The 25,160-nt window shown below is 71.7% G+C and carries 22 protein-coding genes, 2 tRNA genes and 2 pseudogenes; 10 read left to right on the plus strand and 16 right to left on the minus strand.

Annotation, left to right across the window (positions count from 1 at the left end):
• Nucleotides 1–11 precede the first annotated feature (11 nt).
• A complete protein-coding gene (locus ACFWUZ_RS13340; RefSeq protein ID WP_384371487.1) occupies nt 12–1,355 on the plus strand; it encodes a tetratricopeptide repeat protein in 1,344 nt (447 codons plus the stop codon).
• Between the two features lie 25 nt (nt 1,356–1,380).
• Here the strand turns inward: ACFWUZ_RS13340 and ACFWUZ_RS13345 are convergent, their stop codons facing one another.
• On the minus strand, nt 1,381–1,977 hold the full coding sequence (locus tag ACFWUZ_RS13345) for a histidine phosphatase family protein (RefSeq protein WP_384371490.1): 597 nt from the start codon (nt 1,975–1,977) through the stop codon (nt 1,381–1,383).
• A gap of 170 nt (nt 1,978–2,147) precedes the next feature.
• Between ACFWUZ_RS13345 and ACFWUZ_RS13350 the strand changes: the two genes are divergently transcribed.
• The 3 genes from ACFWUZ_RS13350 to ACFWUZ_RS13360 are packed head-to-tail and all read left to right on the plus strand — an operon-like array spanning nt 2,148 to nt 6,225.
• A complete protein-coding gene (locus ACFWUZ_RS13350) occupies nt 2,148–3,329 on the plus strand; it encodes a hypothetical protein (protein WP_384371492.1) in 1,182 nt (393 codons plus the stop codon).
• Nucleotides 3,317–4,888, plus strand: coding sequence for a hypothetical protein (locus ACFWUZ_RS13355; protein ID WP_384371494.1), 1,572 nt, complete (start codon nt 3,317–3,319; stop codon nt 4,886–4,888). The genes ACFWUZ_RS13350 and ACFWUZ_RS13355 overlap by 13 nt, the downstream gene beginning before the upstream one ends.
• Nucleotides 4,885–6,225 carry an AAA domain-containing protein gene (locus ACFWUZ_RS13360; RefSeq protein ID WP_384371496.1) on the plus strand — a complete coding sequence of 447 codons (1,341 nt, stop codon included), beginning with the start codon at nt 4,885–4,887 and terminating at the stop codon, nt 6,223–6,225. The genes ACFWUZ_RS13355 and ACFWUZ_RS13360 overlap by 4 nt, the downstream gene beginning before the upstream one ends.
• A 433-nt stretch (nt 6,226–6,658) precedes the next feature.
• On the opposite strand, the gene ACFWUZ_RS13365 is transcribed toward ACFWUZ_RS13360, so the two are convergent.
• The 3 genes from ACFWUZ_RS13365 to ACFWUZ_RS13375 form a co-directional block, all read right to left on the minus strand.
• Complete coding sequence (locus tag ACFWUZ_RS13365) at nt 6,659–6,826, minus strand: hypothetical protein (RefSeq protein WP_384371498.1); 168 nt, start codon at nt 6,824–6,826, stop codon at nt 6,659–6,661.
• Nucleotides 6,827–6,990: 164 nt separating this feature from the next.
• Nucleotides 6,991–7,764, minus strand: a complete 774-nt coding sequence (locus ACFWUZ_RS13370) for a recombinase family protein (protein WP_384371500.1) — start codon at nt 7,762–7,764, stop codon at nt 6,991–6,993.
• A gap of 39 nt (nt 7,765–7,803) precedes the next feature.
• Entirely contained in the window at nt 7,804–8,028 is a 225-nt protein-coding gene (locus tag ACFWUZ_RS13375) for a recombinase family protein (RefSeq protein WP_384371502.1), read from the minus strand.
• Between the two features lie 261 nt (nt 8,029–8,289).
• On the opposite strand from ACFWUZ_RS13375, the gene ACFWUZ_RS13380 reads away from it, so the two are divergent.
• The 3 genes and pseudogenes from ACFWUZ_RS13380 to ACFWUZ_RS13390 all read left to right on the plus strand — a co-directional run bounded on the left by ACFWUZ_RS13380 (nt 8,290) and on the right by ACFWUZ_RS13390 (nt 9,592).
• Nucleotides 8,290–8,637, plus strand: a complete 348-nt coding sequence (locus ACFWUZ_RS13380) for a hypothetical protein (protein WP_384371504.1) — start codon at nt 8,290–8,292, stop codon at nt 8,635–8,637.
• 278 nt (nt 8,638–8,915) lie between these two features.
• Nucleotides 8,916–9,528: pseudogene (locus ACFWUZ_RS13385) on the plus strand (bifunctional DNA primase/polymerase).
• A tRNA-Lys gene (locus ACFWUZ_RS13390) sits at nt 9,519–9,592 on the plus strand. The pseudogene ACFWUZ_RS13385 and the gene ACFWUZ_RS13390 overlap by 10 nt, the downstream one beginning before the upstream one ends.
• 65 nt (nt 9,593–9,657) lie before the next feature.
• Here ACFWUZ_RS13390 and ACFWUZ_RS13395 read toward each other — a convergent pair.
• Nucleotides 9,658–10,893: a M6 family metalloprotease domain-containing protein gene (locus tag ACFWUZ_RS13395; protein ID WP_384371506.1), complete on the minus strand. Its 1,236-nt coding sequence runs from the start codon at nt 10,891–10,893 to the stop codon at nt 9,658–9,660.
• A 357-nt stretch (nt 10,894–11,250) separates the two neighbouring features.
• Between ACFWUZ_RS13395 and ACFWUZ_RS13400 the strand changes: the two genes are divergently transcribed.
• A complete protein-coding gene (locus ACFWUZ_RS13400) occupies nt 11,251–13,113 on the plus strand; it encodes a putative bifunctional diguanylate cyclase/phosphodiesterase (RefSeq protein WP_384371508.1) in 1,863 nt (620 codons plus the stop codon).
• On the opposite strand, the pseudogene ACFWUZ_RS13405 reads toward ACFWUZ_RS13400, so the two are convergent.
• Nucleotides 13,110–14,026, minus strand: a pseudogene (locus tag ACFWUZ_RS13405) (IS481 family transposase). The gene ACFWUZ_RS13400 and the pseudogene ACFWUZ_RS13405 overlap by 4 nt on opposite strands.
• A 255-nt stretch (nt 14,027–14,281) precedes the next feature.
• On the opposite strand from ACFWUZ_RS13405, the gene ACFWUZ_RS13410 reads away from it, so the two are divergent.
• Nucleotides 14,282–15,292: a quinone oxidoreductase family protein gene (locus ACFWUZ_RS13410; protein ID WP_384371510.1), complete on the plus strand. Its 1,011-nt coding sequence runs from the start codon at nt 14,282–14,284 to the stop codon at nt 15,290–15,292.
• A gap of 146 nt (nt 15,293–15,438) precedes the next feature.
• On the opposite strand, the gene ACFWUZ_RS13415 is transcribed toward ACFWUZ_RS13410, so the two are convergent.
• The 5 genes from ACFWUZ_RS13415 to ACFWUZ_RS13435 form a co-directional block, all read right to left on the minus strand.
• A complete protein-coding gene (locus ACFWUZ_RS13415) occupies nt 15,439–15,762 on the minus strand; it encodes a hypothetical protein (protein ID WP_384371512.1) in 324 nt (107 codons plus the stop codon).
• Nucleotides 15,759–16,037 (minus strand): DUF397 domain-containing protein, encoded by a 279-nt coding sequence (locus tag ACFWUZ_RS13420; RefSeq protein ID WP_384371514.1) that lies wholly within the window; start codon nt 16,035–16,037, stop codon nt 15,759–15,761. Before ACFWUZ_RS13420 ends, ACFWUZ_RS13415 begins: the two co-directional genes overlap by 4 nt.
• A complete protein-coding gene (locus ACFWUZ_RS13425; RefSeq protein ID WP_384371516.1) occupies nt 15,997–16,845 on the minus strand; it encodes a helix-turn-helix transcriptional regulator in 849 nt (282 codons plus the stop codon). The genes ACFWUZ_RS13420 and ACFWUZ_RS13425 overlap by 41 nt, the downstream gene beginning before the upstream one ends.
• Before the next feature lie 158 nt (nt 16,846–17,003).
• Nucleotides 17,004–18,686 (minus strand): glycosyl hydrolase family 18 protein, encoded by a 1,683-nt coding sequence (locus ACFWUZ_RS13430; protein ID WP_384371518.1) that lies wholly within the window; start codon nt 18,684–18,686, stop codon nt 17,004–17,006.
• A gap of 254 nt (nt 18,687–18,940) precedes the next feature.
• Nucleotides 18,941–20,053 carry an LLM class flavin-dependent oxidoreductase gene (locus tag ACFWUZ_RS13435; protein WP_384371520.1) on the minus strand — a complete coding sequence of 371 codons (1,113 nt, stop codon included), beginning with the start codon at nt 20,051–20,053 and terminating at the stop codon, nt 18,941–18,943.
• Nucleotides 20,054–20,293: 240 nt separating this feature from the next.
• Between ACFWUZ_RS13435 and ACFWUZ_RS13440 the strand changes: the two genes are divergently transcribed.
• Nucleotides 20,294–21,052 carry an IclR family transcriptional regulator gene (locus ACFWUZ_RS13440; protein ID WP_384371523.1) on the plus strand — a complete coding sequence of 253 codons (759 nt, stop codon included), beginning with the start codon at nt 20,294–20,296 and terminating at the stop codon, nt 21,050–21,052.
• A 93-nt stretch (nt 21,053–21,145) separates the two neighbouring features.
• Here ACFWUZ_RS13440 and ACFWUZ_RS13445 read toward each other — a convergent pair.
• From ACFWUZ_RS13445 to fabG, 5 genes are all read right to left on the minus strand, one after another.
• A tRNA-Lys gene (locus tag ACFWUZ_RS13445) sits at nt 21,146–21,219 on the minus strand.
• A gap of 100 nt (nt 21,220–21,319) precedes the next feature.
• Nucleotides 21,320–22,747 (minus strand): cytochrome P450, encoded by a 1,428-nt coding sequence (locus ACFWUZ_RS13450; protein WP_384371525.1) that lies wholly within the window; start codon nt 22,745–22,747, stop codon nt 21,320–21,322.
• Nucleotides 22,748–22,828: 81 nt separating this feature from the next.
• On the minus strand, nt 22,829–24,241 hold the full coding sequence (locus ACFWUZ_RS13455; RefSeq protein WP_384371527.1) for an MFS transporter: 1,413 nt from the start codon (nt 24,239–24,241) through the stop codon (nt 22,829–22,831).
• Complete coding sequence (locus ACFWUZ_RS13460; RefSeq protein ID WP_384371798.1) at nt 24,232–24,420, minus strand: hypothetical protein; 189 nt, start codon at nt 24,418–24,420, stop codon at nt 24,232–24,234. Before ACFWUZ_RS13460 ends, ACFWUZ_RS13455 begins: the two co-directional genes overlap by 10 nt.
• Nucleotides 24,413–25,153, minus strand: a complete 741-nt coding sequence (fabG, locus tag ACFWUZ_RS13465; RefSeq protein WP_384371529.1) for a 3-oxoacyl-[acyl-carrier-protein] reductase — start codon at nt 25,151–25,153, stop codon at nt 24,413–24,415. Before fabG ends, ACFWUZ_RS13460 begins: the two co-directional genes overlap by 8 nt.
• Nucleotides 25,154–25,160: the final 7 nt, after the last annotated feature.

Genomic DNA, 25,160 nt, shown 5'->3' on the forward strand with positions numbered 1-25,160 from the left:
AGGTCACATCCATGGCGGCGTCCCCCCACTCACCCAACTCCACGTTCCGGCGGATGCGCGCTCAGCAGTCCCCGGCCGAGTTCGCGGCCCTGGTGCGCAGGGCGGCCAAGGAGATCGGCGAAACGGTTTCCTGCGACGCCCGGTACATCGGCCGGGTCGAGTCGGGCGAGATCCGCTGCCCCAACTACGCGTACGAGCGCGTCTTCCTCCACATGTTCCCCGGTCTCACCCTGGCCGACCTCGGGTTCTCCCCGCGTGAGGCCGTCCGCGGGCGCTCCGCCCAGCGCGCCCCCGCCCCCTTCTCGGCCCTCACCCACCGGCCGGGTACCGATTCCGGTACCGGCACCAGTCCCAAGGAGAGCGACGTGCTGCGTCGCGCGTTCATGGCGGGGGGCTCCGCGACCGTGGCGGCCGCGACGCTCGGCCTGACCCTGCTCGGGGACAGCCGCCGGCTGCCCTCCCGGGCCGGCGAGTCCGAGGCGGCCGCCGTCGAGGACGCCGTACGGCAGATCCGGCTGCTGGACGACCGGCACGGGGCCGACGCCCTGTACCGCAAGGCCGCCGAGCCGCTGCGCACCGCCTACGCCCTGCTCGACGCGGGGGCCCGGCGGCAGTCCACCGAGGACCGGCTGCACGCGGGCGCCGGTGAACTGGCCGTCTCCGTGGGCTGGCTGGCGCACGACTCCGGCCGCTTCGACGACGCCCGCTCCCACTACGCGGAGGCCCTGGCGACGGCCCGGGTCTCGGGCGACGCCGGGCTGGAGGCGCACGCCTTCAGCAACATGGCCTTCCTGGCGAGGGACTGCGGCCGCGCCCGCGAGGCGGTACGGGCCGCCCAGGCGGGCCGCCGCGCCGCCCGCCCCCTCGGCTCCCCCCGGCTGCTGTCGCTGCTCGCGCTCCGCGAGGCGGGCGGCTGGGCCGGGCTGGCCGACCGCAAGGCCTGCGAGGAGGCGCTGACACGCGCCCACACCGAGTTCGCCAAGGGCGGGACGGGCTCCGACCCCGAGTGGATGTCCTTCTTCGGCGAGGCCGAGCTGGAGTACTTGGAGGCGCGGTGCTGGTCGGCCCTCGGGGAACACTCCCGCGCGGCCCGGCACGCCCGCCGGGCCGCGGACCTCCAGGATCCGCACTTCGCCCGGAACGTGGCCCTCTACACCGCGGAACTGGCCGGTGACCTGGCCCGCGCGGGCGCGCCCGACGAGGCCGCCTGGGCCGGCGGGCGCGTGCTCGACCTGCTCACCGAGGTCCAGTCGACCCGGATCCGGTCCATGCTCTCGGACACCGCCCGCACCCTGGTCCCCCACCAGCGCTCCCCGCGCGTGGGCGCCTTCCTCACCCGGCACGCGGCGGTCTGACCGCTCCGGGGCTGCACGGACGGGGCTACGCGTCCAGGTGCCCCGTGTCGTTCCAGCGCTCCAGTGCGGGGGCCCCGTAGGCCCACCCGAGGACCGAGAGGGAGGTGGGCTCCAGGCGGATGCGGGCGCCGAAGGAGGCGTCGAAGCCGAGCCAGCGGGCGGCCAGCGTGCGCAGGACGTGGCCGTGGGCGAAGACCAGCACGTCGCGCTCCGCCGAGCGGGCCCAGCCGACCACCTCGTCCGCGCGGGCCGCGACATCGGCGACGGATTCGCCGCCCGGGACGCCGTCGCGCCAGATCAGCCAGCCCGGGCGGACCGCCTGGATCTCCGCCGGGGTCATGCCCTCGTAGTCGCCGTAGTCCCACTCCATCAGCGCGTCCCACGGATCCGCGCGCACGCCGAAGCCCGCCAGCTCGCAGCTCTCGCTCGCGCGGACCAGCGGGCTGGTGCGGACCTCCACCCCGGGCAGCCCCTTCCACGGGTCGCGGGCCAGCCGCTCGCCGAGCAGTTTCGCGCCCTGCCTGCCCTCCTCCAGCAGGGGCACGTCGGTGCGTCCGGTGTGCTTGCCGAGCTGGGACCACGCCGTCTGGCCGTGCCGGGCCAGCAGGATGCGGGGGGCCATATCTTTTTTCTCCCGGTCCAAATGGATATGCAGGGATGTGCGCGGTTTGGCGCAGTTCCGTCGTCCGTCCATCATCCATCACACGAACGACCGGCCACGGCACCCGCTGCGAGCAGCTGGTTTCCGCGGTAAGTCCACGATTGTCAGTGGCGGATGGGACACTTCCGCGGGTGAGCTCCTACCCGCCCAGCGGCCCTCCCCGGCGAACCGCGCAGCAGACCCCGCAGCCCCCGACGCTGCGGCAGCGGCTCGCCGGCCTGCGGGGCCCGGCCGTGCCGCCCCGCCCGCTCGACGCCCGGGCACTGGCGGCCCTCGCCGCCAACCCCGGCTGCGGCAGACGCGCGCTGCTCGACGGCGCCGGCGTGGACAAGTCCGCGCTCGCCTCGGCCCTCGGCTCGCCGGCCCCCTTCGGGCAGTCGCAGTTCGCGATCGTCCGCGGGAACTCCTTCGAGGCCAAGGTCAAGGGGGACGGCGGCGGCGAACTGCTGCGCCTGGTCCACGAGCACCTCGGCTCCACCGCCGCCCCGCCGGGGCCGGGCGCCCGCGTCCCCGACCTCACCGCCGCCGGCCCCGAGGGCCGGGCCGCCCGCACCGCGCTCGCGCTGCGCGAGGCCACCGCCGCGGGACGGACCGAGGGGGCCTGGTCCCTGCTCGACCATCCGATGCTGGCCCTGGAGGTGGCCGGCACCCCCGCCTACCTGGAGCCGGACGCCGTCGTGGTGCATCCCGACGGCCGCTGGACCGTCGTGGAGATCAAGTCCTTCCCGATGATCGACGGGGCCGCCGATCCCGCGAAGGTGGGCGCCGCCGCCCGCCAGGCCGCCGTCTACGTCCTGGCCCTGGAGAAGACCGCCGAGAAGCTCGACGGCGCCGAGGTCGGGCACGCGGTGCTGCTCGTCTGCCCCAAGGACTTCTCGAACCTGCCCACCGCCGCCCCCGTCGACGTCCGCCGGGAGCGTGCCGTGACCCGGCGCCAGCTGCAGCGGCTGACCCGGGTCGAGGAGCTGGCCGCGGCGCTGCCCGAGGGGCTCAGCTTCGACCCGTCCCGGCCCGCCGAGGAGCTGACCGAGGCGGTCTCCGCGGTGGACGCCTCCTACGCCCCCGAGTGCCTGGCCGCCTGCGAGCTGGCCTTCCACTGCCGCGAATCGGCCCGGGCGGCCGGCCAGGTCACCGCGCTGGGCCGTTCGGTACGGGGCGAGCTGGGCGCGCTGACCACGGTCGGGCAGGCCCTCGCCGCCGCCGGCGGGCCGGAGCCCTGCGGTGACCCCACCGCCGACGCCCTGCGCCACGCGGCCCGGCTGCGCGCCGAGGCGCTGGTACTCGCCACGGAGGCAGCCTCGTGCCCCTGCTGAACACCCTGGCCCGGCTGGAGGCCCTACGGGCGGGCCGCGCCCAGGCGCTGGCGACCGTACGGCACCGGCACCTGAGCGAGCGCCCGCTGGTCCTCGTCCCGCTGACGACCGCGGGTGAGGCGGGGGCCCCGCTGGGCGCGCTGGTGGGCACCGATCCTGCGCAGCCCAGGCTGCTGGTCGTGGCGCAGCCGCGCGACCGCGACCTGCGCTGGGCCTTCCTCGCGGACCTGGCGGACGAGGTGCTGCCGTACGTGGACGCGTACGGGGACGAGGTCGAGCTCGTGGAGCGCAACGAGACCGACCCGGAGACCGGCAAGCGGACCAAGGTCGAGGCGGAGCTGTGCCTGGACGCGCCGCAGCTGATCGTGCCGAGCCGGGCGGGCATCGAGTACCTGCGGCTGCTGGGGCGCTCGATGCGGTTCCGCCGCACCGCCGAGGAGGATCCGGAGAACCCGTACCCGGCTCCGGCGCGGGTCCCGCTGCTGGGGCGCTGGTTCACCCACCTCGCCGAGCGTTCCCGGGTGCCGGGCTCGTCGATGCTGCTGTCGGCCACCGACCTGCTGTCACGGCACTGGGCCACCGGCCAGTCGAACCTGGAGGACCAGCACCTGGGGGCCCTGCTCGCCTGGATAGCCCCGCCGGAAGGGGAGTCCGGGGCCGAGGCGGCGCTGCGGGCGGAGCTGGCCCGGGACGCGGCCGGGCAGCTGCTGTACCCGCCGGCCGGTCCGGCCACCGACCCGGCCTTCGACAACAAGCTGCTGGCTCCCGTGATGGCCCGGTACGACGCGGCGCGCTCGGCGCAGCCGCAGGACGAGCGGGGCGTCGCACGCGCCGTGGAGGAGGTGCGGTCCCTCGTCGAGACGCAGACGCGGCCGGCCTGGGACGCGGTGTGGCGCTCGGTGGAGCTGCTGCGCGCGCTGCCGGCCGGCGAGCTGGCGGAGGAGCGCTGGACCCGCGACCGCTGGTCGTACACGGGCCACCGGGACCGCGTACGGGCGGGCGAGCCCCCGCAGCCGCGCCGCGACGACGCGGTGACGGCCGCTCAGAAGCTGGCCACCCGGGAGACCGAGCAGGTGCGGCTCGACGCCCAGGAGGCCCTGGACGACCCCCTGGTGATGGCGGGCCGGCGCCTCGCGGGCGAGGCCTTCGCCGGCGAGGTGACCGAGGTGGTCATGGAGTGGACGGACTCCAAGCGGCCCAGCCCCCGCCCGCTGGTGACGGTGGCGACGGAGGACCGGCCGCAGCTCGCCGAGGACGGCGGCACGAAGGTGTTCCGCTCTCTGGACGGCCGCCCTCAGTCGGCACGGTTCGTGCGCTTCGAGGAGGACGGCGGCATCGTGCTGCGGCTGCTGGACAAGATGGGGCGCGGCCGGGGTCCGGAGCCCGGTTCGGTGCCGGAGAAGGGCGACCGGGTGTGCTGGACGCTCTTCGAGCACGACGCGCGCGGCGGCCCGAAGCTCCCGGACCCCGAGCGGACCCCGTGGACGCACGGCGGGCCGCCCGGCGCCGCGGGCGCCGTCGTCCACCCCGACACCGTGACCGACGAGGACGTGCTGTGACCGCGACCGCCTCCTTCGATCCGGCCGCGGCCGCCGCGCGGGCGACCGCCGCCATCCTCCACGACACGCTGCACGGGGCCGAGCGGGGCGTCGTCGTCGACTCCCCGCCCGGAGCGGGCAAGTCGACGCTCGTCGTCCGGGCCGCCCGCGAGCTGGCCGCGGCAGGGCGCCGGCTCATGGTGGTCGCGCAGACCAACGCCCAGGTCGACGACCTGGTGCTGCGGCTCGCCGAGAAGGATCCGGGGCTGCGGGTGGGCCGGCTGCACAGCAGTGACGGGGACGCGTACGACCCGGCGCTGCGGGAACTGCCGTCGGTGACGCTCTCCGCCAAGCCGGGAGACCTCGCCGAGCTGCCGGTCACCCTCTCGACGGCGGCGAAGTGGGCCTTCGTCAAGGACGTCGAGCCCTGGGAGCACGCCATCGTCGACGAGGCGTACCAGATGCGCTCCGACGCGCTGCTGGCCGTCGCCGGGCTGTTCGAGCGGGCGCTGTTCGTGGGCGACCCGGGGCAGCTGGACCCGTTCAGCGTGGTGGGGGCGGAGCAGTGGGCGGGCCTGTCCTACGACCCTTCCGCCTCGGCGGTGTCCACGCTGCTGGCGCACAATCCGCAGCTGCCGCAGCACCGGCTGCCCGTCTCGTGGCGCCTCCCGGCGACGGCCGCGCCGCTGGTCTCCCGCGCCTTCTACCCGTACACGCAGTTCCGCAGCGGTACGGGCCCGGGCGAGCGGCGGCTGGCGTACGGGGTCCCCTCGGACGGGTCGGGGCCCGACCGGGTCCTGGACGAGGCCGCCGAGTCCGGCTGGGGCCTGCTGGAGCTGCCGGCGCGGCACACCCCGCGGACGGACCCGGAGGCGGTGCGGGCGGTGGCCCTGGTCGTCCGCCGGGCCCTGGACCGCGGGGCGGTGACCTCGGACGAACGTGCCCAGGCGCCGGCGCCGCTCACCGCCGACCGGATCGCCGTGGGCACGGCCCACCGCGACCAGGCGGCCGCGGTCCGCGCGGCCCTGGCGGCGCTCGGGGTCGCAGGGGTCACGGTGGACACCGCGAACCGGCTCCAGGGCCGGGAGTACGACCTCACGGTGGTCCTGCACCCGCTGTCGGGCCGCCCGGACGCGACGGCCTTCCACCTGGAGACGGGCCGTCTGTGCGTCCTGGCCTCCCGGCACCGGCACGCCTGCGTGGTGGTGGCCCGGGCGGGCATAGCGGAGCTGCTGGACGACCATCCCTCGACGGAACCGGTGCAGCTGGGCGTGACGGTGAAGTTCCCGGACGGCTGGGAAGCGATGATGTCCACGTGGGATTTCTGGTCCAACCATCGCGTCTTGTGGCGGCCGTAAGGCACAGGTGGCCTCAGGGCCCGGCCACTTCGTCCATGAGCATCCGCAGCGTCAGGGAGTGCTTCTCGGGTGGCATGGCAGCCAAGGCAGCCCGCGCATGCGCTACTCCGCCTGCTCGATCACCGGACCGAGCCGGCATCAGGCCCCGGTGCATCTCCACGTGGGTACGGAAGCGAGGAAGCGTTTCGGGGAGTTCCCGAAGCACGTCCTCCTGTGCGCTGACAGCAATGAGGGATCGTTCGAACTCCGTCATGGCTCCTACCACCTGAAGCATGAATCGGCCGTCCGCAGTCCGGAGTCGATGTTGACCAGAGCTCCAGTGAGCACCGTGCAACCAATGCCGGTTGGCTGACTCCGTCCACCAGGGTCACGAGGTCGATGAGGGACCGTGCGAAGCGGTCCAGCTTCCACACACAGGGGATCCGGATTTCAGTCAAGAGGTACCGACCCGCAGCTGGCCGATCTCCCCATCCAGGACTTCCTTGAAGATTTTTAAGGCTTCAAGATTCCAAGCTTCTTCGTCACTCGGCTCAACGGATCCAGTCAAAGCACCACTTGCTCTCTCGGCGACATCATTCGGAGAGACGACGTAGACAGCCATGTCTCGCCCCTTCACCTTGGGGTGCCCCCAGACGAACAGCCGAAAGTCAGCTTCACGGAGGAAGGGGCCCTGCTCCTTCCAGCCTCGCATGGTGGACCATTTCTCGGCACAGGTCTGACCCGTGCTGGTGACCTCCCACCGCCCTGGCACGAAGGGCTGAGCCATCACCTCACGGCATATAGCTGATCCTGAGGCCAGGATACGGACAATTCACAAGCCTTGCCGTTGGACCAGGAGGAACAGCGGAAGTACTTGTGGGACCGAATCTCTCCCGTGTTCAGCTTGCCGACCGAGCTGTTCTCGTACATCTTCCTTCCGCACGGACGGTGGAGAACGCCCGCCATGGGAGATGCGTTGGACTTGATGCCCGGACGATGTCGGCCGAGTGCGATAACCGCCACCTGCAACTTGGCAAATTCCTCATCGCTCAGGATTGGGTCTGCCCATCGCACAGGAATGCCGCCACGAAGAAGTGGCTCACCTTTGTGCATGGCGATTCCTTGCAGGATCGGCTTCTTCAGAATCTTCCCCAAGGTGGCAGTGGTCCACCGAGTCCCCTTGATGTCCGTCTTGGTGCCAGCCTTCTTCTCGCCTGCATTCACACTCCGCTGGTAATCCTGTGACGTGAGGACACCCCGCTTGTTCCAGTCGTCACAAAGGCGGCTCATGCTCCACCCCTGGACACCGATCCGCTCGTAGGCCTCACGGATCAGGGGCCCCGTTACGGGGTCGACAACCAGCTTGTAGCGCTGCCTGCCCTGGTACTCCGTGAGCACCGGGCGGTAGCCGAAGGGCCAAGTCCCACCACCCCAAAGGGATTCGTCACGGTAGTACTGAGTCTGATTCCGACGTTTCTGCACAATGGCTTCCCGGCACTCCTGTGCTTGCGTCGCCTTGATGTAGGCGATCATCCGGCCGTTGCCGGGGGTGATGTCCAAGGAAGGGTCATCGAGACAGATGACGTCCTTTCCTCCCCTTTAGCGCTTATCGGCGAACATCTCCCAGTGGGTCTGATTCCGAGTGATTCGATCAAGGGAAGTGACCATGATCGCGTCCCACTCGTACCAGAGCGGCTCACGCATCCACCTGCCGAGGCTGGGCCGCTCCTCAGGGCTGACCGCACCCGACACGAACGAATCCTCCACGTCCCCCACGACGTCGTACCGGCCTTCGGCAACCACACCAAGCAACATGGTGATCATGTTCTCCGAGGCTGGGAGGCGAATCATTCGGTCCTGGCGCATCGTGCCGAACACCGGGTGGCCTGGCGGCCGTGACGGGAGCGCTGCCCGGTCGGGCACCTGCTCGACTCCCCCGTCGCGGGCGCCGCCGGGCGTCTCCCGTGCCCCGGCGCCCGTACGGACGTTCCAGCTCGTGGCCGTGCAGCCGTGTACGCCCTTGCGCGGCGTTGGACAATGGACGGTGGCCCGGAAGCATTTCGCACGCGCAGCAGGAGGACAGGCATGGCAGAGCCCGAGCGGACCGAGCGGAGGCTGCGGCCCGCGCCGCTGCTCTTCGAGCCCTCGGAGGCCGTCACGGACCCGGAGCACTTCTTCGACCTGGAGTCCATCGACGACCCGCGCGAACTCCTGACCCGGGCCACCGAGCTGACGCTCGCCTTCCGGGCGGCCCAGGAACGGGCGGTGGAGTTCCAGGCCCTGGCCGCGGCCCAGCTGGCGGACCCGCGGCGCTTCGACCGTCTCTCGCCCGCCGCGATCGCCGCCCGGGCGGAATGGACCGAGGACTACGCCCGCAAGATGATCGAGTTCGGCGAATCCCTCCAGCGCGAGTCGGGCCCGGAACAGGCGTAGCCGGCCCCCGCCGCGCGGGCCCTGGGCTCCGCCGCAGCCGCAGGGCAGATTCAGCCCCTCCGGCGTTCGAGGAGCGGGGGTCCCGGGGCGGAGCCCCCGGCAGTGACGGCAACGGAAGGCGGGGGACCGGATCCCGGCGCGGCCCGGCCACGGACCCGCACGGCCCAGCACAGCGGACTGGCATATGCGGGGCGCAACATACCCCAGCACACCCCGGCCCGTCCCGGTTTTCCGTAACTGCGGGAAGCCGGAACGTCACAGCCGGTAGATCTGTGGACATGACGACGCTGACGACGGCTCCCGGACGCCCCGCCCTCGACACCCGTACCGCGCCCGCCACCCACGTCACCCCGCAGGGCGCAGCCTGGCTCTCCTCCGCCTCCGCCCACCCGCGGAGCACGCTCGCGATCTGGGAGACCCGGCCCGACTCACCGGCCGCGCTGCCCTGCGGGACCGTCTTCGACGCCGTCAACGTCCCCCTCGTCCTCGGACGCCGCGTGCTGGACCTGCTCTGGGCCGAGGGCCCCGGCTCGGGGCCGGTCGCCGTGCACCGCGGCCGGATGCTGCTCTTCGCCGCCCCGGGCACCGCCCACCGGCTCCCCGCCCTGCTGCGGTGGGAGGAGTGGGGCGGCGCGCGGACCGCACCGGCGCCGCTGTGCCACGGGGTCGGCGACGCCGTCACCGTGCCGCCGCTGTCCGGCACGTCCGGCGCCGCCTCGCGCTGGCTCGTGGCCCCGGACACGCGCCGCCCCTGGCTGCCCGGGCCCGAGGCGCTGCTCTGGGCCTTCGTCCGGGCGGCCCGCACCCCGGCGCCCACCGGACCTGCGGATATCGATTTTTCGTTCCGCGGGTCCGCCTGCTAATGTCTACGACGTCAGCAGGCGCCGCTAGCTCAGTTGGTTAGAGCAGCTGACTCTTAATCAGCGGGTCCGGGGTTCGAGTCCCTGGCGGCGCACAGACGGAAGAAGGCCTCCACGCGAGTGGGGGCCTTCTTCGTGTGCCGCGTACGGGCCGCCGGTCTCAGGTGGTGATCTTCACCGTGTACGCGCCCGACTGGGTGCGGTCGGCCACCTCGATCCTGATGCGTTCGCCGGGCACCGTGTACGCCTCCCCGACCTCCAGCGGTGCGTCCGCCAGCGGCGGGTACACCGAGCGGTCCCAGCAGGCCTCCGTGTCCGGGTGCCCGTCCAGCACTTCGATGGGGCCGCCGCCCGGGGCCGCCTCGTTGCGCACCCGGTAGACCAGGACCCCTTCGGTGCAGGTGTCCCCGTCGTTGCCGGTGGAGCCCCGCGCCTCGACGGCGATGGCGCTGCCGGGCCCCGTACGGACCACCGCGAGCCGGGTCCCGCCCGTGCCGCCCTGCGGCGGGGCCTGGGCGAGCGGCTGGAGGGTGTGCAGTGAGGAGCCGGACTGCACGCAGTCCACCTGGGAGGCGTCGAGCCAGCCCAGCTTCCACTTGTGCCAGGCGAAGAGGTCCGGGGCCATCCCGAACTGGCTGCCCATGACGTCCCAGTCGCCGACGTAGGTGTCCCAGTCGCCCTTGCCGTCCGTGGGCCGGTGGTAGAGGTCGGGCAGGTCGAAGACGTGGCCGGTCTCGTGGGCCAGCACGTTGCGGTCGGGCGGGTGCTGCTCGAAGACGGTGACGATCCGCCGCAGCTCGGCGCCGTCCGCGACGATCGGGCGGTCGAAGTTGACGACCTTCGTGGCATCGGAGTCCACGCCGGGCGCTTGCGGGTCGGCGACGAAGTACACGACGTCGTACCGGGAGAAGTCCACCTCGGCGTCGGCGGTGGCGACCGCGTCCCGCAGGTAGGAGGCCCGGTCCTCCGGGGCCCAGTCACGCCGTATCCCGTACGCGGCCGAGGGCTTGGGCATCCGGATCCAGTGCTTCTGCGGGTGCGGCACCAGGCGGAAGCGCCCGTAGGAGGCGCGCTCGAAGTAGTCGCTGGTGGCGGGGAAGTAGTCGGCGGTCAGTTCCTCCGGCGTGAGGGTGGTCCGGTGGTCGGGGAAGGAGAGGAAGACCATCACCGCGTTGAGCGTGCGTTCGGGCCGGGGGTAGGCGCCGTTCCAGGTGTCCAGGCCCAGGGAGTGGTGTGCCGCCGTACGGGTCAGCGCGCAGGGGCCGGCCCCGGAGTCGGCCACGGCGGGACCCGCGACCAGGGACATGGAGGCGAGGGCGGCAAGGGAAGTGAGCGCTGCCGCCGTACTTCGCATGCGGGAGCAGTCCACTCCCCCGGGTGTCTCCTGTCGCGGCACATCGACCTCCGGTGGTGGATTCGTACCCTCTGCTCCACCTTGAGGCGATTGTCTGACTAGTGCCCTGTTCCGCTGCCCCACACGAGTGAGGAGCAGGCAAGCCGGTGACCCCCCGGCTTCACGCGATTGCCTACAGAACGTCACGAGCGATCAGCAGGTGGCTCCGCATGCTCAGAGCCGCGCAGAAACGATCGCCCGGGGTCATGCGGACGGTCCGTCAGCACGGCGTCACCCTGGCGCCAATTCGTCAAAGGACCGCGCTCCGACCGGCGACGCCGCTGGATAGGGCCTCCCGGCTGCCTCTATGATCGGCACACTTTCCTGCACGGACACTCACGAACACTGCGGGAGCCAACGGTGAGCGGAACCTCAGAGGGAACCGGTTCGGCGGCCGACAGCATTCGACCGGCCATTACGCAGCGTCACGAAGCGGTGCCTGCCGTGCCCTCGGCATCAGCCGGCCCGGCGCCGCTGTCCCGAGCCGATACCGCACGGAACGACTACCGGGCCGCCTTCAACGCGGCCCACCTCCCCATGGCCGTCGTGGACCGCGACGGCTACGTGGTCGCGGCCAACACGGCCCTCGCCGGGCTGCTCGGCACCGAGCCGCACGCGCTGACCCACCAGTGCGCCGCCGACCTGGTGGACCTGGCTTCGGAGGCCCGCACCTGGGCCGCGTACCAGGAGGTGCTGCGGGGCCGTCAGGCGCGGCTGCGCTGCACGCGCCGCCTCAAGCACCCCGACGGGCATTCGCTGTGGACCGAGGTCACCCTCGGGCCCGTGCCCGGGACGGGGGACGTCCTGCTGTCCGTCGCCGACATCAGCGACCGGCGCGACCTCCAGGCCCGGCTGCGCCACCTCCAGATGCACGACCCGGTCACCCGGCTGCCCAACCGGGCGCTGTTCTTCGAGCGGCTCTCCGCCGCCCTGGAGGCCTCCGGGTACGAACACGGCGGCGGCACCGGCCGGATCGGGCTCTGCTACCTGGACCTCGACGGCTTCAAGGCGGTCAACGACACCCTCGGCCACCGGGTCGGCGACCGCCTGCTGGCCGCCGTGGCCGCCCGGCTGACGCAGTGCGCCGACCAGTCCGGGTACGGGCGCACGGGCGGGCACCTGGTGGCGCGGCTCGGCGGCGACGAGTTCGCCCTGCTCGTGGAGGAGTCCACCGGCACCGAGCAGCTCGCGGACCTGGCACGGAGCGTCCTGGCCGCCGTACAGGAGCCGTTCGACCTGGCCGGGCAGCGGCTGTCGGTCTCCGCGTCGATCGGTGTGGTGGAGCGCGCCGCGTCCGGGACCTCGGCGACGGGCCTGATGCAGGCCGCCGACACGACCCTGTACTGGGCCAAGGCGGACGGCAAGGCCCGCTGGACCCTCTTCGACCCGGAGCGCAACGCGCACCGCATGACCCGGCAGGCCCTCTCCTCGACGCTGCGTCCGGCCGTGGAGCAGGGGGAGTTCGTGCTGGAGTACCAGCCGCTGGTCGACCTGGAGAGCGGGGTGGTGCGCGGGGTGGAGGCCCTCGTGCGCTGGAACCACCCGCAGTTCGGCACGCTGACGCCGAATCGGTTCATCGGGATCGCCGAAGAGGACGGCTCCATCGTCCAGTTGGGGCAGTGGGTCCTGCGGACCGCGTGCCGGCAGGCGCGGCGCTGGCAGATCGAGCAGCCCAGCGACTCCCCCGTCTTCGTGTCCGTCAACGTCGCGGTGCGGCAGGTGTGGGACTCGGACCTGGTGGGCGACGTCGCGGAGATCCTCGCCGAGACGGGTCTGGCCCCGCAGCTGCTGCAGCTGGAGCTGACCGAGTCGGCGGTGATGGGCTCGGCGGGCCGGCCGCTGCAGGCCCTCCAGGCGCTCAGCGACATGGGCGTGCGGATCGCCATCGACGACTTCGGCACGGGCTACTCGAACCTGGCCTACCTCAGCCGGCTGCCGGTGTCGGTGCTCAAGCTGGACGGCTCCTTCGTACGGGGCTTCCGCTACGAGGAGGGCACGCACCCGAACCCGGCCGACGAGACCATCGTCGAGGCTCTGGTGCAGCTCGCCCACCGGCTGGGTCTGACGGTCACCGCGGAGTGCGTGGAGACGGCGGGCCAGGCGGCCCGGCTGCGGCGCGTGGGCTGCGACACGGGCCAGGGCTGGCTGTACTCGCGCGCGGTGGCCCCGGAGCGGATCGCGGAGATGATCGGCTCCCGCCCGGGCGTCGGCGGTCCGGCCTAGATGTATTGCCTCGTCAGGTTGGGGACGCGGCTTGCGGGTGGTTTGCCTGCGAGTGCGGTGTGTCCGCGGTGGTGATTGCAGGAGTGGAGCCGGCCGGGGAACGCTTCGCGGCGTTCGATGTCTGACCGGTAGGGGCGGGCGTAGGCCCATTCGTCGAGCAGGGTGCGGTCGTAGCGTTCGACCTTGCCGTTGGTCTGGGGCCGGTAGGGCCGGGTTCGTTTGTGGGTGATCCCGGCCGCCGCCAGGCTGTAGCGCCAGTCGCGTGAGCGGTAGCAGGAGCCGTTGTCGGTCAGAACCCGTTCGACGGTGATCCCAGCGCCGGTGAAGAAGGCGTGGGCCCGTTGCCAGAAGGCGGTGGCGGTCTCCTTCTTCTCGTCCGCGTGGATCTCGCTGCGGGCGAGGCGGGAGTGGTCGTCGACGGCGGTGCGCAGGTAGCTGTAGCCGGCGTTCCTGCGGGTCTTGCGGCCCGCTTGCCGGCCCAGGACCCTGTGTCCGCCGCCGTCGGCGGATGTTGCCGAGCTTCTTGATGTCGACGTGCACGAGCTCGCCGGGTTTCTCGCGTTCGTAGCGGCGTATGACGTGCCCGGTCGCGCGGTCGAGGTGGGTCAGGCGGGCCAGCCGGCAGCGGGTCAGGACGCGGTGGACGGTCAAGGGGGACCAGGCCGAGCAGGTGGGCGATACGGGCCGGTCCCCAGCAGCGCAGGAGGCGGACCTTGATGATCCGGCGTTCGGTCCGGGCCGGTGTCCGGCGCGGCGTGTGACGGGGACGGCTGGAGCGGTCACCCATGCCCGCTTCGCCCAGGGCGCGGTACCGGTCCGCCCATCGCTGGGCGGTTGTCGGTGAGACCTGGAAGCGTTCGGCGGCCCGGCGCAGGGGCCGGCCGTCCTCGACCACACAGCGGGCCGGAGGCAGATCTCGGGCGGCACGATGCGGCGCGGGTGCCTGGAACGTCGTTGGCTGCCGGATCTTGCGGGGCGTGGGGATGACTTCGATCGAGCGGACTGCGCATCCGCGTTTCAAGCGGCTGGTCAGTGCGCATGAGCTGCATCCGTTCTTCGCGCCGACGCGGGAGGCGGCGGGGGCGGCGGGGGCGGCGGGCTGGTCTGCTTGCCGGGAATCGGATCGCCATCAACGGGGTTGGTGGGGATGAGCCGTTATTGGAGGGCCATGCGAGCGATTCAGGTGTACGAAGTGGGCGGTCCCGAGGTGCTGCAGGAGGCCGAGGTGGACCAGCCGCGGCCGGGTCCGGGCGAGGCGATCGTGGAGGTCGCCGCATCCGGGGTCAACTTCCTCGACGTCTACCACCGCGAAGGCCGGTACAGCCTCCCGCTGCCCTTCACCCCGGGCGCTGAGGGCGCCGGCACGGTCGTCGAAGTTGGACCCGGCGTCGCTGACGTCGCAGTCGGGGACCGGGTCGGTTGGGTGGAGATTCCCGGCACGTATGCCGAGCGGGCCGTCGTGGACTCCTCCCGGCTGGTGCCGCTGCCCGACGACATCGGCTTCGAGACAGCCGCCGCCGTGCTCCTCCAAGGCAGGACCGCGCACTATCTCGTCAAGGACGCCTACCCGGTGCAGGGGGGCGACACGGTGCTCGTGCATGCGGCTGCTGGTGGCATGGGGCTGCTTTTGACCCAGCTCATCACCCATCTCGGCGGCAGGGTGATCGGCACGACGTCGACCACGGCGAAGGCGGAGCTGGCGAAGCGTGCCGGGGCCGCTGAGGTGATCCTTTCCTCCGCAGTCGACGATCTCGCAGCCGAGGTGAGACGGCTCAACGGCGGTCAGGGACTGCCGGTTGTCTTCGACGGCGTCGGCGCGCACACCTTCGATGCGAGCCTCGCCAGCCTGCGAACCCGCGGCCATCTCGTGCTCTTCGGCGCGGCAAGTGGTGCCGTGCCGCCGTTTGATCCGATTCGGCTCGCCCAAGGCGGTTCGCTGACCCTGATCCGGCCCAGCCTCGGGGACTTCATCGCCGATCGGTCCGAACTGCTCCGACGGGCCGCCGATGTGTTCGAGTGGGTGCGCTCCAAGGCGCTCGAGGTCACCGTAACGGGCCGCTACGCATTGTCCGAGGCCGCCCAGGCCCACAGCGATCTGGAGGCTCGGCGTACCACCGGCAAGCTGCTCGTCGTACCCGATGCGGCCGCTGTTGGACGCCGCGAGGAGACGCAGAGCTGATCGCGGGTGACGAGGTCGGGGATCTTGGAGACTGAGATGTCGAGGGCATGGCCGACCGTCCTCGCCAAGATCCCCGACACCGTCAGGCACTCAGCAGGCCAAGATCAAGTTCTGGCGGGTTTCTGGCGCATCCGGGTCACACCCCTTCAAGATCCCTCAGCCGAGACCTGGCTCACCCGTCCACAACCTCCCGGGACAGAACACCTGTACGGGGGCCGCACGGTGTGGGCGCCCAGCACGGTCCCACCGGGCTCCAGGGCCTGCGCACGCACGGCGTCCTCGCGGCCCATCCGTGCGCCGGCCTGACCCGCGAACACCGCCACCAGAACCCCCACGGGCACCAGGACCCACCAGGAGGCGAACCCGGCACCGTGCAGGACGAAGGCCGCCACGGCGAAGAGCGCGACCACCCCGCCGGAGCACAGAGCGGCCCGCCTGGCGCGGCCCGTCCGGTCCGGCGCCTCGCTCACGCCCCGGGCCCCTGGGCGAGGCTGCGGACGAAGGCCGTGAACGCCTCCGGCGCCACCGCGAAGGCGGGGCCGTCGGGCCGCTTGGAGTCCCGGACGGCGACGAGGCAGGGCTGGGGCGCCACTTCGACGCAGTCTCCGCCGGTGCCACCGCTGTAGCTGGACTTGCGCCAGGTGGCACCGCCGAGGGGGGCACACTCGACGCAGTCACCGCCGGTTCCTCCGCTGTGGCTGGACTTACGCCACCGCGCGCCCGTCAGGTTCTGGATGGTCCCCATAACGTTCCTCCCGTACGCGGGCGATCAGCTCCGCCGAGTCCTCCACGGACAGCGCCGTGGCCTGCAAATGATCGTAGCGATGCGCACAGTCGCTGGCCGTTTCGGGATTCGCCGTCACATGGGCCGAGCCATAGCTCTCGGCGTAGACGACATCCGGATCCCTCTCAAACCGGAGGACGTTGAACGCCCCGACTGTGGCCGGGTGTTGTCCGGCCGAGAACGGGAGAATCTGGATCCGCACCTCACGCCGGTCCCGGAACCCCAGAAGGTGGTCCAGCTGCTCCCGCATGATCTCGTGGCCACCGAAGGAACGGTGCAGAACCCCCTCGTCCAGGACCACCCAGACGAGAGGCGGGCGCTCCCTCAACAGGATGCGCTGGCGCTCCATCCTCGCGGCTACCGCCTCCTCCAGCTTCTCGCCCCATCCCGCCTTGAGAACCGCCCATGCGTACTGCTCCGTCTGGAGGAGTCCGTACACCAACTGCGGCTGAAACGAGGAGATGTGCGTGGCGCCGGCCTCCATTGCCGCGTACTCCTGGAACCACGAGGGCAATTGGCTCCGAAGCACCAGCCTGACCAAGCGGGAGAACACCCCGCCCGTCCCCAGCGCCGCGTCCACCCGTTCCGAGAAGTCGCGGGTCGGCACCCTCCGGCCGTTCTCGATCATGCCGATCAGGGAGCCCGTGCAGAAGACGATGGCGCCGAGCTGCGCCTGCTTCAGTCCCGCGTCTTCTCTGAGGCGACGCAGCTCGTAGCTGTAGTAGTCCAGCGGCGACGCGCTGGGGTCGATGTCGCGGGCCTGGGCCATGGGTAACCCCCGAACAGTGCGAGCGGAACAACCTGTGGCCGAGCGTAACGGCCCTGCCACGCACCGACGTCGGGATTCCCGCAACCATGTGACACACCTCCGCCCCACCCCGGAAAGGGGCAGGGCGGAGGCGTCGCTCGGCGCGGGGTGGGGGGAGATCAGCAGGCGCCGAGGTCCTTCCAGACACCCCATTCACCCGTGGTGCCCGGGGTCTCGTTCTGCGTCCACCACTGGGCCTTGTACTTGCGGCCGTTGTGGGAGACCTCGCTGCCGCCGGTGTAGGTGCTGCCCGCGACGTACGCCGGGAGCGAGCCGCAACCGGTCGGGGGCTGCGTGGTCGGCGGGGTCGTGGTCGGCGGGGTGGTCGTCGGCGGCGTGGTGACCGGCGGCTGGGTGGTCCCGCCGAGGGCGCCCGAGATCTGCTTCAGCAGGGTGGCGTTGTTGTCCAGACCGAGCAGGGAGTACATCATCGCGCCGGCCAGGCCGCGCTGCTTGCCGTAGTCGACCCGGGCCTGGATGGACTTCTCGTTCAGGCCGGTGAAGAACTCGCCGTCCTTGTAGAAGTACGAGGACTTGGACCGGTCGTCCCAGAAGGTGGTCGCCGGGTTGTCGACGATCCCGCCCAGCTCCTTGTAGTGGGCGATGCCCACCTGCTGGCTGAGCGGCCGGGCGGCGGAGCCGCCGGTGGCGCTCTGGGCGAGGCCGTTGGTGGTGCCCGCCGGGACGCCCTTCCAGCCGCGGTAGTAGAACTCGTAGCCCAGGGTCAGCTTGTTCGCGGGGAAGCCGCCGGCGATGCCGTACGCCGGGTTGCCGTCGATCCAGGAGTCGATGGCGTTGTCGATGCTGTACTTCTCGGTGCCCGGCGCGATCGGGTCGGTCGGGTCGGCGGCCGAGGGGTGGAGCGGGGACTGGTGGTACGTGGGCCCGTCGCCGTCCCAGGCGCCGTGCATGTCGTACGTCATGATGTTCGCGTAGTCGAGGTACGCGCCGATCTTGTCCGTCTCGATGTACTTGATCTTGTCCTGGCCGGCCGGGAGGGCCGCGGTCAGGAGGTACTTCTTGCCGCCGTTGGCCGCGCCCTCGGCGTCGAGCTGCTTGCGGAACTCCTGGAGCAGGAGGGTGAAGTTCGCCTTGTCCTCGGGGCCGTAGTGGTTGCCCAGGTGGCCGCCGGAGGAGCCGGGGTACTCCCAGTCGATGTCGATGCCGTCGAAGATGCCGGCCGCGGTGCCGGGGCCGCCGAAGCCGCCCTCCACCGGGAGGTCGCCCTTGATGTACTGCTTGATGCAGGAGGCGACGAGCTTCTTGCGGGAGGCGTCGGTCTTGGCCGCGTCGTGGAAGAACTTGGAGTACGTCCAGCCGCCCAGCGAGATGTTGATCTTCAGGTGGGGGTACTTGGCCTTCAGTTCCTTGAACTGGTTGAAGACGCCCACGATCGGCTGGTCCCACTTGTCGGCGACGCCGTCGACGCTGTCCGCCGCGCTGAAGGACTTCTGGTAGTCGGCGTACGAGTCGCCCGCGCCGTCACCGGCGTTGGGGTTGTTGTCGTCGCCCGCCGCCTTGTTCGCCTCGAAACAGGTGAGTTCGGTGGGGTGGATGTTGCCGAACGAGTAATTGATGATGTCCAGCTGGCCCGCTATGCCCCGCGTGTCGAGGTGTTTGGGGTAGAAGGCGTTCCCGTACACGCTCCACTGGTCGTAGTAGGCGATCCGGACGCCGCCGGCCGCGGCGGTGGCTCGGGCGTCGGCAGCCTGGGCGGTGCCGAGGCCCGCGAAGGAGGCAAGCGCTCCGGCTGCCAGCGCGGCCGTGGCGGCGGCCGCGATGAGGGGTTTACGGATGTGCATGAACTGCCTCCGGGGGGTGGGAGGGGAGAGCAAGAGGTCCAGGTGTGAGAAGTGATAGCGATCACCGATCCCCCGAGTCAATGGTTTGGACCAAAGAAGGACTAGACCAGTTGACGGGTAAATCACCTCGTCAGAGAGCTGAGCGCACATCAGAAACCGCTCGCCACCCCGGGTGACGAGCGGTTTAAGGCTGCCTTGAGACATGCTCCCGCAAGGTTTCGGCAACAAACCAGCCGAACTGCGTTCGCGCGCCGTCACAGGGCCGCGGGGACCTCCTCCGGCATGCCGTACGCATCTGCGACGAGCCCGTACGAGCGCAACCGGGCGGCGCCGCTGTGGGCGTTGGCGGTCAGCATCAGCTCGTCGGCGCCCGTCCGCTCCGCCAGGCCGTCGAGTCCGGCGCGGACCGCGTCCGGGGTCCCGTGGACGATATTGGCGAGCCAGCCGTCCACGAACTCCCGTTCCGCCGGGGAGAACGGGTACGCCGCCGCCTCCTCGGGCGTCGGCACCAGCCCGGGCCGCCCGGTACGCAGCCGCAGCATGGACAGGGCGCCCGTGAGCACCTGGGCACGGGCCTCGGCCTCGGTGTCGGCGGCGAGGGCGGAGACCCCGATGACGGCGTAGGGGGCGTCCAGGACGGCCGAGGGGCGGAAGGTCTGCCGGTACAGCTCGAGGGCGGGCAGGGTGCCGGCCGCCGAGAAGTGGTGGGCGTAGGCGAAGGGCAGGCCGAGCCCGCCGGCGAGCCGGGCGCTGAAGCCGGAGGATCCGAGCAGCCAGACGGGCGGCCGCCCGACGGGCCCCTGGACCGGGCCCGGCACGGCGTGCACCCGGGCGTACGGGTGCCCGTCGGGGAAGTCGTCGTCGAGGAAGCGGGTGAGCTCCGCGAGCTGCCGGGGGAACCCGTCCGCGGCCTCGTCCAGCCGTCCGGGCCCGCGCAGTGCGGCCGCCGTGCCGCCGTCGGTCCCCGGGGCCCGGCCGAGACCGAGGTCGATGCGCCCGGGGGCGAGCGCCTCCAGGGTGCCGAACTGCTCGGCCACGGCCAGCGGGGCGTGGTTGGGCAGCATGACCCCGCCCGAACCGAGCCGGATCCGGGAGGTGTGCGCGGCGAGGTGGGCCAGGATCACGGCCGGGGAGGAGCTGGCGACCCCGGGCATGGAGTGGTGCTCGGCGACCCAGTGACGGTGGTAGCCGCGGGACTCGGCGAGGCGGGCGATGGCCACGCTGGTGCGCAGGGACGCGTGGGCGGTGCTGCCGGCGCCCACGGTGACGAGGTCCAGGACCGAGAGCGGGACGGGGGCCCGGCCCCGGGCGGTGGCCCGAATGCCGTCCCGGCTTCCCTGCGGCTGCGCGTCCCCGGTGTCACTCATCGTCGCTCCCGTCCCGTTTACCAGTTCGTACGATGTCCGTACGAAGACCTCGAACCATGGCTGGGTGCCGGGCATTCCCGGCACACCGGGACAGGGCGCGTGACGTTGGCATATGCCAGGGGAGTAGATCCAGGCCGAGGGACATGATTGAGCCATCAATCTCCTCAACAGGCGCTCCACATGGGCCTCTTGATGGCTATCGTGGTAGGGCAAGCGGTAACAACCTGGTAGGGGGAAACCGTGGCGCTGAAGCCCGAGCCGACCGCGCCGTTCCACTCGGTGCAGTACGCACTACGCGTACTCGAAACGATCGCGCGGCACACCGGCGGTGTGACCGATGCGCAGATCGCGCGTGAGACCGGCCTGCCCGCAGTCCATCTCACCCCGATGCTGCTCATGCTGCGCCGGGAGGGGTACGTGCTGCAGGTCTCCGACGGCGCGTACGCCATAGGGGATTCCCTCGTGCTGCTCGGCTCCGGCATCGACCGCCAGCAGGCCCTCACGGACAAGCTGCAGGAGACCCTGGACCGGCTCCGCGACTCGGTCGGCGCGGCCGTCTACATCAGCAGGTACGTGGACGGTGAGGTCCGGATCACCCAGTTCGCGGACAGCCCCCGCACCCCGAAGGTGCACGAGTGGGTCGACTTCCGCTCCGCGGCCCACGCCAGCGCGGTCGGCAAGTGCCTGCTGACCCAGCTCGACCTGAACGGGCGGCGCGACCACCTCTCCCGCCACAAGATCGCCCGGCTCACGTCGAAGACGATCGTGAACGAGCGGATCCTCTTCTCGAAGCTGGACGCCCAGCCCGCCACGGTGCCCGTGCTGGACCTGCAGGAGTACGCCGTGGGCACGGTCTGCGCGGCCGTCCCGATCACCGCCGGGGCGGCCGTGGGTTGCCTGGCCCTGTCGATGCCGGTCGAGCACGCCCACCGGCTGCGGGCCGCGGCCGACGCACTGAACCGCAAGGCCGCACCGCTGCTGCTGTCGCTCACGCTCTGAGGCCCGCGCGCCCGGCCCCGGCGGGCGGGTGCGGACGGCCCGGAAAACACTTCGGGCGGTTCCCGGTGAACCGGAAACCGCCCGAAGGACAGGTGCGCCGCCAGGGACTCGAACCCCGGACCCGCTGATTAAGAGTCAGCTGCTCTAACCAACTGAGCTAGCGGCGCCTGCTGACAGAGAAAATACTACCTGGTCCGAAGGGGTGCCTGCGACCACGGGCCGGCACGGCCCGCCGACCCGGCCGCCCGCGGCCCGGCAGGCCACCCCCTACGGGCGCCGCCCGGCCCGCCTGGTCACGCGCATCCGCATCTCCCCCTCCGGGCGCAGCGTGACCATCGGGTCCGTCCCCGGGTCCGCCGCCCCGGGGAGCGCGCTCAGCCGCGCCCGCCCGGCGATGCCGGCGAGGGCGATCTGTCCGCCGAGCAGTGCGTGGTGGTTGCCGATGCACACCCGGTGCCCGGCCCCGAACGGCATGTACGCGTGCCGGGGCAGCAGCTCCTCCCGCTCCGGCGCGAAACGGTCCGGGTCGAACCGCTCCGGGTCGGGGAAGTAGTCCGCCCGCTGGTGCAGCGCGTAGGGGCTGAAGATCACGCAGGCGCCCGCCGGCAGGCGGTGGCCCAGGATCTCGGCCTCCCGGGACGCCTGCCGGGAGAACATGTAGACCGGCGGATAGAGCCGCATGGCCTCCTTGAACACGGCGAGTGCGTACGGAAGCCGGGGCAGGTCCTCCGCCGTGACCAGCCGGCCGCCGAGCACCTCGTCGGACTCGGCGATCAGCCGCTCGTACGCCTCCGGGTGCCGGGACAGGAGGTGGAAGCTCCAGCTGAGTGCCGTGGCGGTGGTCTCATGTCCGGGCATGAACATGTTCAGCGCCTCGTCGCGGATCTGCCGGTCGGTGAGCGGGGTGCCGTCTTCCGCGCCGCACTCCATCAGCAGGTTCAGCCAGTCGTCCGGCTTGTCGGCCATGGCCCGGCGCTCGGCCAGGAAGGAACGGAAGGTCTCCTCCAGCCGCTGGATGGCCCGGCGGTAGCGCAGGTTCGCGGGCGTCGGCCACTCGATGGTCAGCGGGACGAGCGCGCTGGCCTGGGAGTCGAAGCCGTGGATGGCGTCGGTGAGCGCGTTGCCGAGGTCGTCGGCCTCCCCCAGGACGTCCCGGCTGAAGAGGTTGTGCCCGACGACGCCCAGCACCAGCCGGACCATCTCCCGGCGCACGTCGATCACGCTGCCGTCGGCCCACTCCCCCGCGACCGTGTCGGCCACCTTCGCCGCCGAGTCCGCGTAGTTCCGGATCACCGCGGTGCGGAACCTGGGCTGGATGAGCCTGCGGTTCTTCTTGTGCTCCTCGTTCGTGGCCGTGAGCAGCCCGTCCCCGAGCAGCGGCCTGGCGAAGGCGCGGAAGCGGTCGGTCTTCTCGAAGAGGGGACCGTTCTTGATCAGGATCTCATGGGCCAGTTCGACGGAATTGACGAAATAGCAGTCCTGGCCGGCGATCCGGTAGACGCCGATGTCCCCGCACTCCTCGAAGGTCCGCCGGAACAATGCGAGGCGGTCCTTCTTGAATTCCCGGTGTTGCCGATGACCGCCCGGCCTTTGAGTCTCGGTACCGGAACCGGCAGGACGGGTGCCGCAGTGCTGTGGACCATGTGCATTCCTTCCCCGTGGCAAATCTTCCGCACGCAGACATTCCTGCGCCATTCGAAAAATTAGCCGCCGCGTTCCCGCCCCAGCAATGGCCGGGGCGGGCAGTTAGCTGCCATTTCCGGGGAAAGGGATCCGCTAGCGGGTCCTTCGGCCGCGGAAGGCGGCCAGGACGACCACGGCGCCCAGTGCGGCCACCGCCGCTCCCAGGACCGAGGCCACGTGCATCGCGTGCACGAAGCTGTCGGCCGCGTCCGCGACGAGCTGCGGACGGCCCAGCTCCGCCGCGACCTGCCGGGCCGCCTCCGCCGACCCGCCGGCCGCCTCCGCGGCCGGCCCGGGCAGCCCGGCCAGGCTCGGGGCGATGTCCGAGCGGTAGACGGAGGTGAGCAGCGGGCCCAGGACGGCGACCCCCAGGACCCCGCCGATCTGCCGCATGGAGTTGTTGACCGCGGAGCCCGCGCCGGTGCGGTCCGCGGGCAGGACGGCCATGACCGCCTCGGTGGTCGGAGCCATGGCAGCGCCCATCGCGGCCCCCTGGACGCCGAGGAGCAGCCAGAACCAGGGCATCGGCGTGTCCGCGTCGATGCCCACGTAGGCCAGGAAGGTGCCCGCGGCCGCCAGCATGGCCAGGCTCACCACCGGACCGAGGCCGAAGCGCCGGACCAGGCCCGCCGACAGGGGCGCCCCCGTCAGGACCCCGACCGCCACCGGGAGCAGGTTCAGCCCGGCCTCGAAGGGGGTCTGTTCGCGGACGCCCTGCAAGTAGAAGGCGGTGTAGAACATCGCCCCGGACAGGCTGAAGTAGGTGAGCATCACCGAGACCGTCGCACCCGTGAAGGGGGCGTTGCGGAACAGCCGTACGTCCAGGCTCGGGCTGCTCACCCGCAGTTCGACCAGGACGAAGACCACGAGCACCACGAGGCCGCCGAGGACCGGGCCGAGCACGCCGAGGCTGGTCCACTCGTTGCGGTGGCCGCCCTCGATCAGGCCGTAGACCACGGCGAGCAGGCCGGTGGTGGACAGCAGTACGCCGAGCGGGTCCAGCTTCGTGCGGCTGCTGTTCCTGGCCGCCGGGAGCAGGAGCCACGCGCCGGCCACCGTGACGGCCGCCAGCGGCAGGTTGACCAGGAAGACCGACCCCCACCAGAACCGCTCCAGCAGCGCGCCGCCCACGAGCGGGCCGGCCGCGATGGCCAGGCCGCTGGAACCGGACCGGATGGCGATGGCCATCGCCCGCTCCCGGGCGTCGAAGACGGCCGATATCAGGGAGAGGGTGGCGGGCATGATCAGCGCGCTGCCCACGCCCATGGCTCCGCGCGCCGTGATGAGCTCGGCGGGGCTGGTGGACACGCCCGCCCAGAGCGAGGAGGCGGCGAAGAGCGCGGTGCCGATCAGCAGCAGCCTGCGGTGCCCGTAGCGGTCGCCGAGGACTCCGCCGGTGAACAGCATCACGGCGAAGATCAGGGTGTACGAGCTGATGCTCCACTGGAGCTGGTTGGTCGTGGCGCCGAGGCCCTCCACGGGATCCGCGAGGGTCTTCAGCGCCACGTTGAGGATGGTGTTGTCGAGCCAGACGGCCGCCACTCCAGCACGTCCGCGACGTCGGGGTGGCGCTCGTGCAGGTCCCGGTAGGCCAGCCAGGAGTACGGGCTGCGCAGCGAGAAGTAGAACCGCGGGGGCCTGCGCCGCCGCGACCCGCCGGGCGCGGCGGCGGCGTGCTCAGACAACGAGGCCTCCGTCGATCTGCAGCACGGAACCGGTCACGTACTCGGCCCCGGCCAGGTACGCGACCATGTCCGCGATCTCCTCGGGGCGGCCGAGGCGCCCCAGCGGGATGCCGCGCAGCGCCTGCTCCCGGACCTTGCCGGACAGCCCCGCCGTCATGTCGGTCTCGATGAAGCCGGGCGCGATCGCGTTGGCCCGGATCCCGTACCGGCCGACCTCCTTGGCCAGGGCCTTGGTGAAGCCGATGATGCCCGCCTTCGAGGCGCAGTAGTTGGTCTGCGTGGCGTGGCCGTAGACGCCCGCGACCGAGGAGATGTTGACGATGCAGCCGCTCCTGCGCTTCATCATCTCGAAGACCACCGAGCGGCAGACGTGGTAAGTGCCGTCCAGGTTGACCCGCAGCACCCGCTGCCAGTCCTCGTCCGCCATCATCAGCAGCGGCTGGTCGCGGACGATGCCCGCCGAGGTCACCACGGTGTGGATGCCGCCGAGCCGCTCCTCGGTCTCGGCGACGAGGGCGCGGACCGCGTCCGGGTCCGACACGTCCGCCTGGTGGCCGTAGACGCGGACGCCCAGCTCGGACACCTCCTTCTCCAGCTCCGCGGCGGCGTCCGGCCGCGATGCGTAGCAGAAGGCGACGTCGTGGCCGTCGCGGGCGAGGCGCAGCACCGTGGCCCGGCCGATGCCCCGGGTGCCGCCGGTGACCAGGGCGACCTTGGGTGTGCTGTCCGGCATCCGCTCT

The sequence above is a fragment of the Streptomyces sp. NPDC058646 genome (genome assembly GCF_042716875.1).
In the GTDB taxonomy this organism is placed as follows: Bacteria; Actinomycetota; Actinomycetes; order Streptomycetales; family Streptomycetaceae; genus Streptomyces.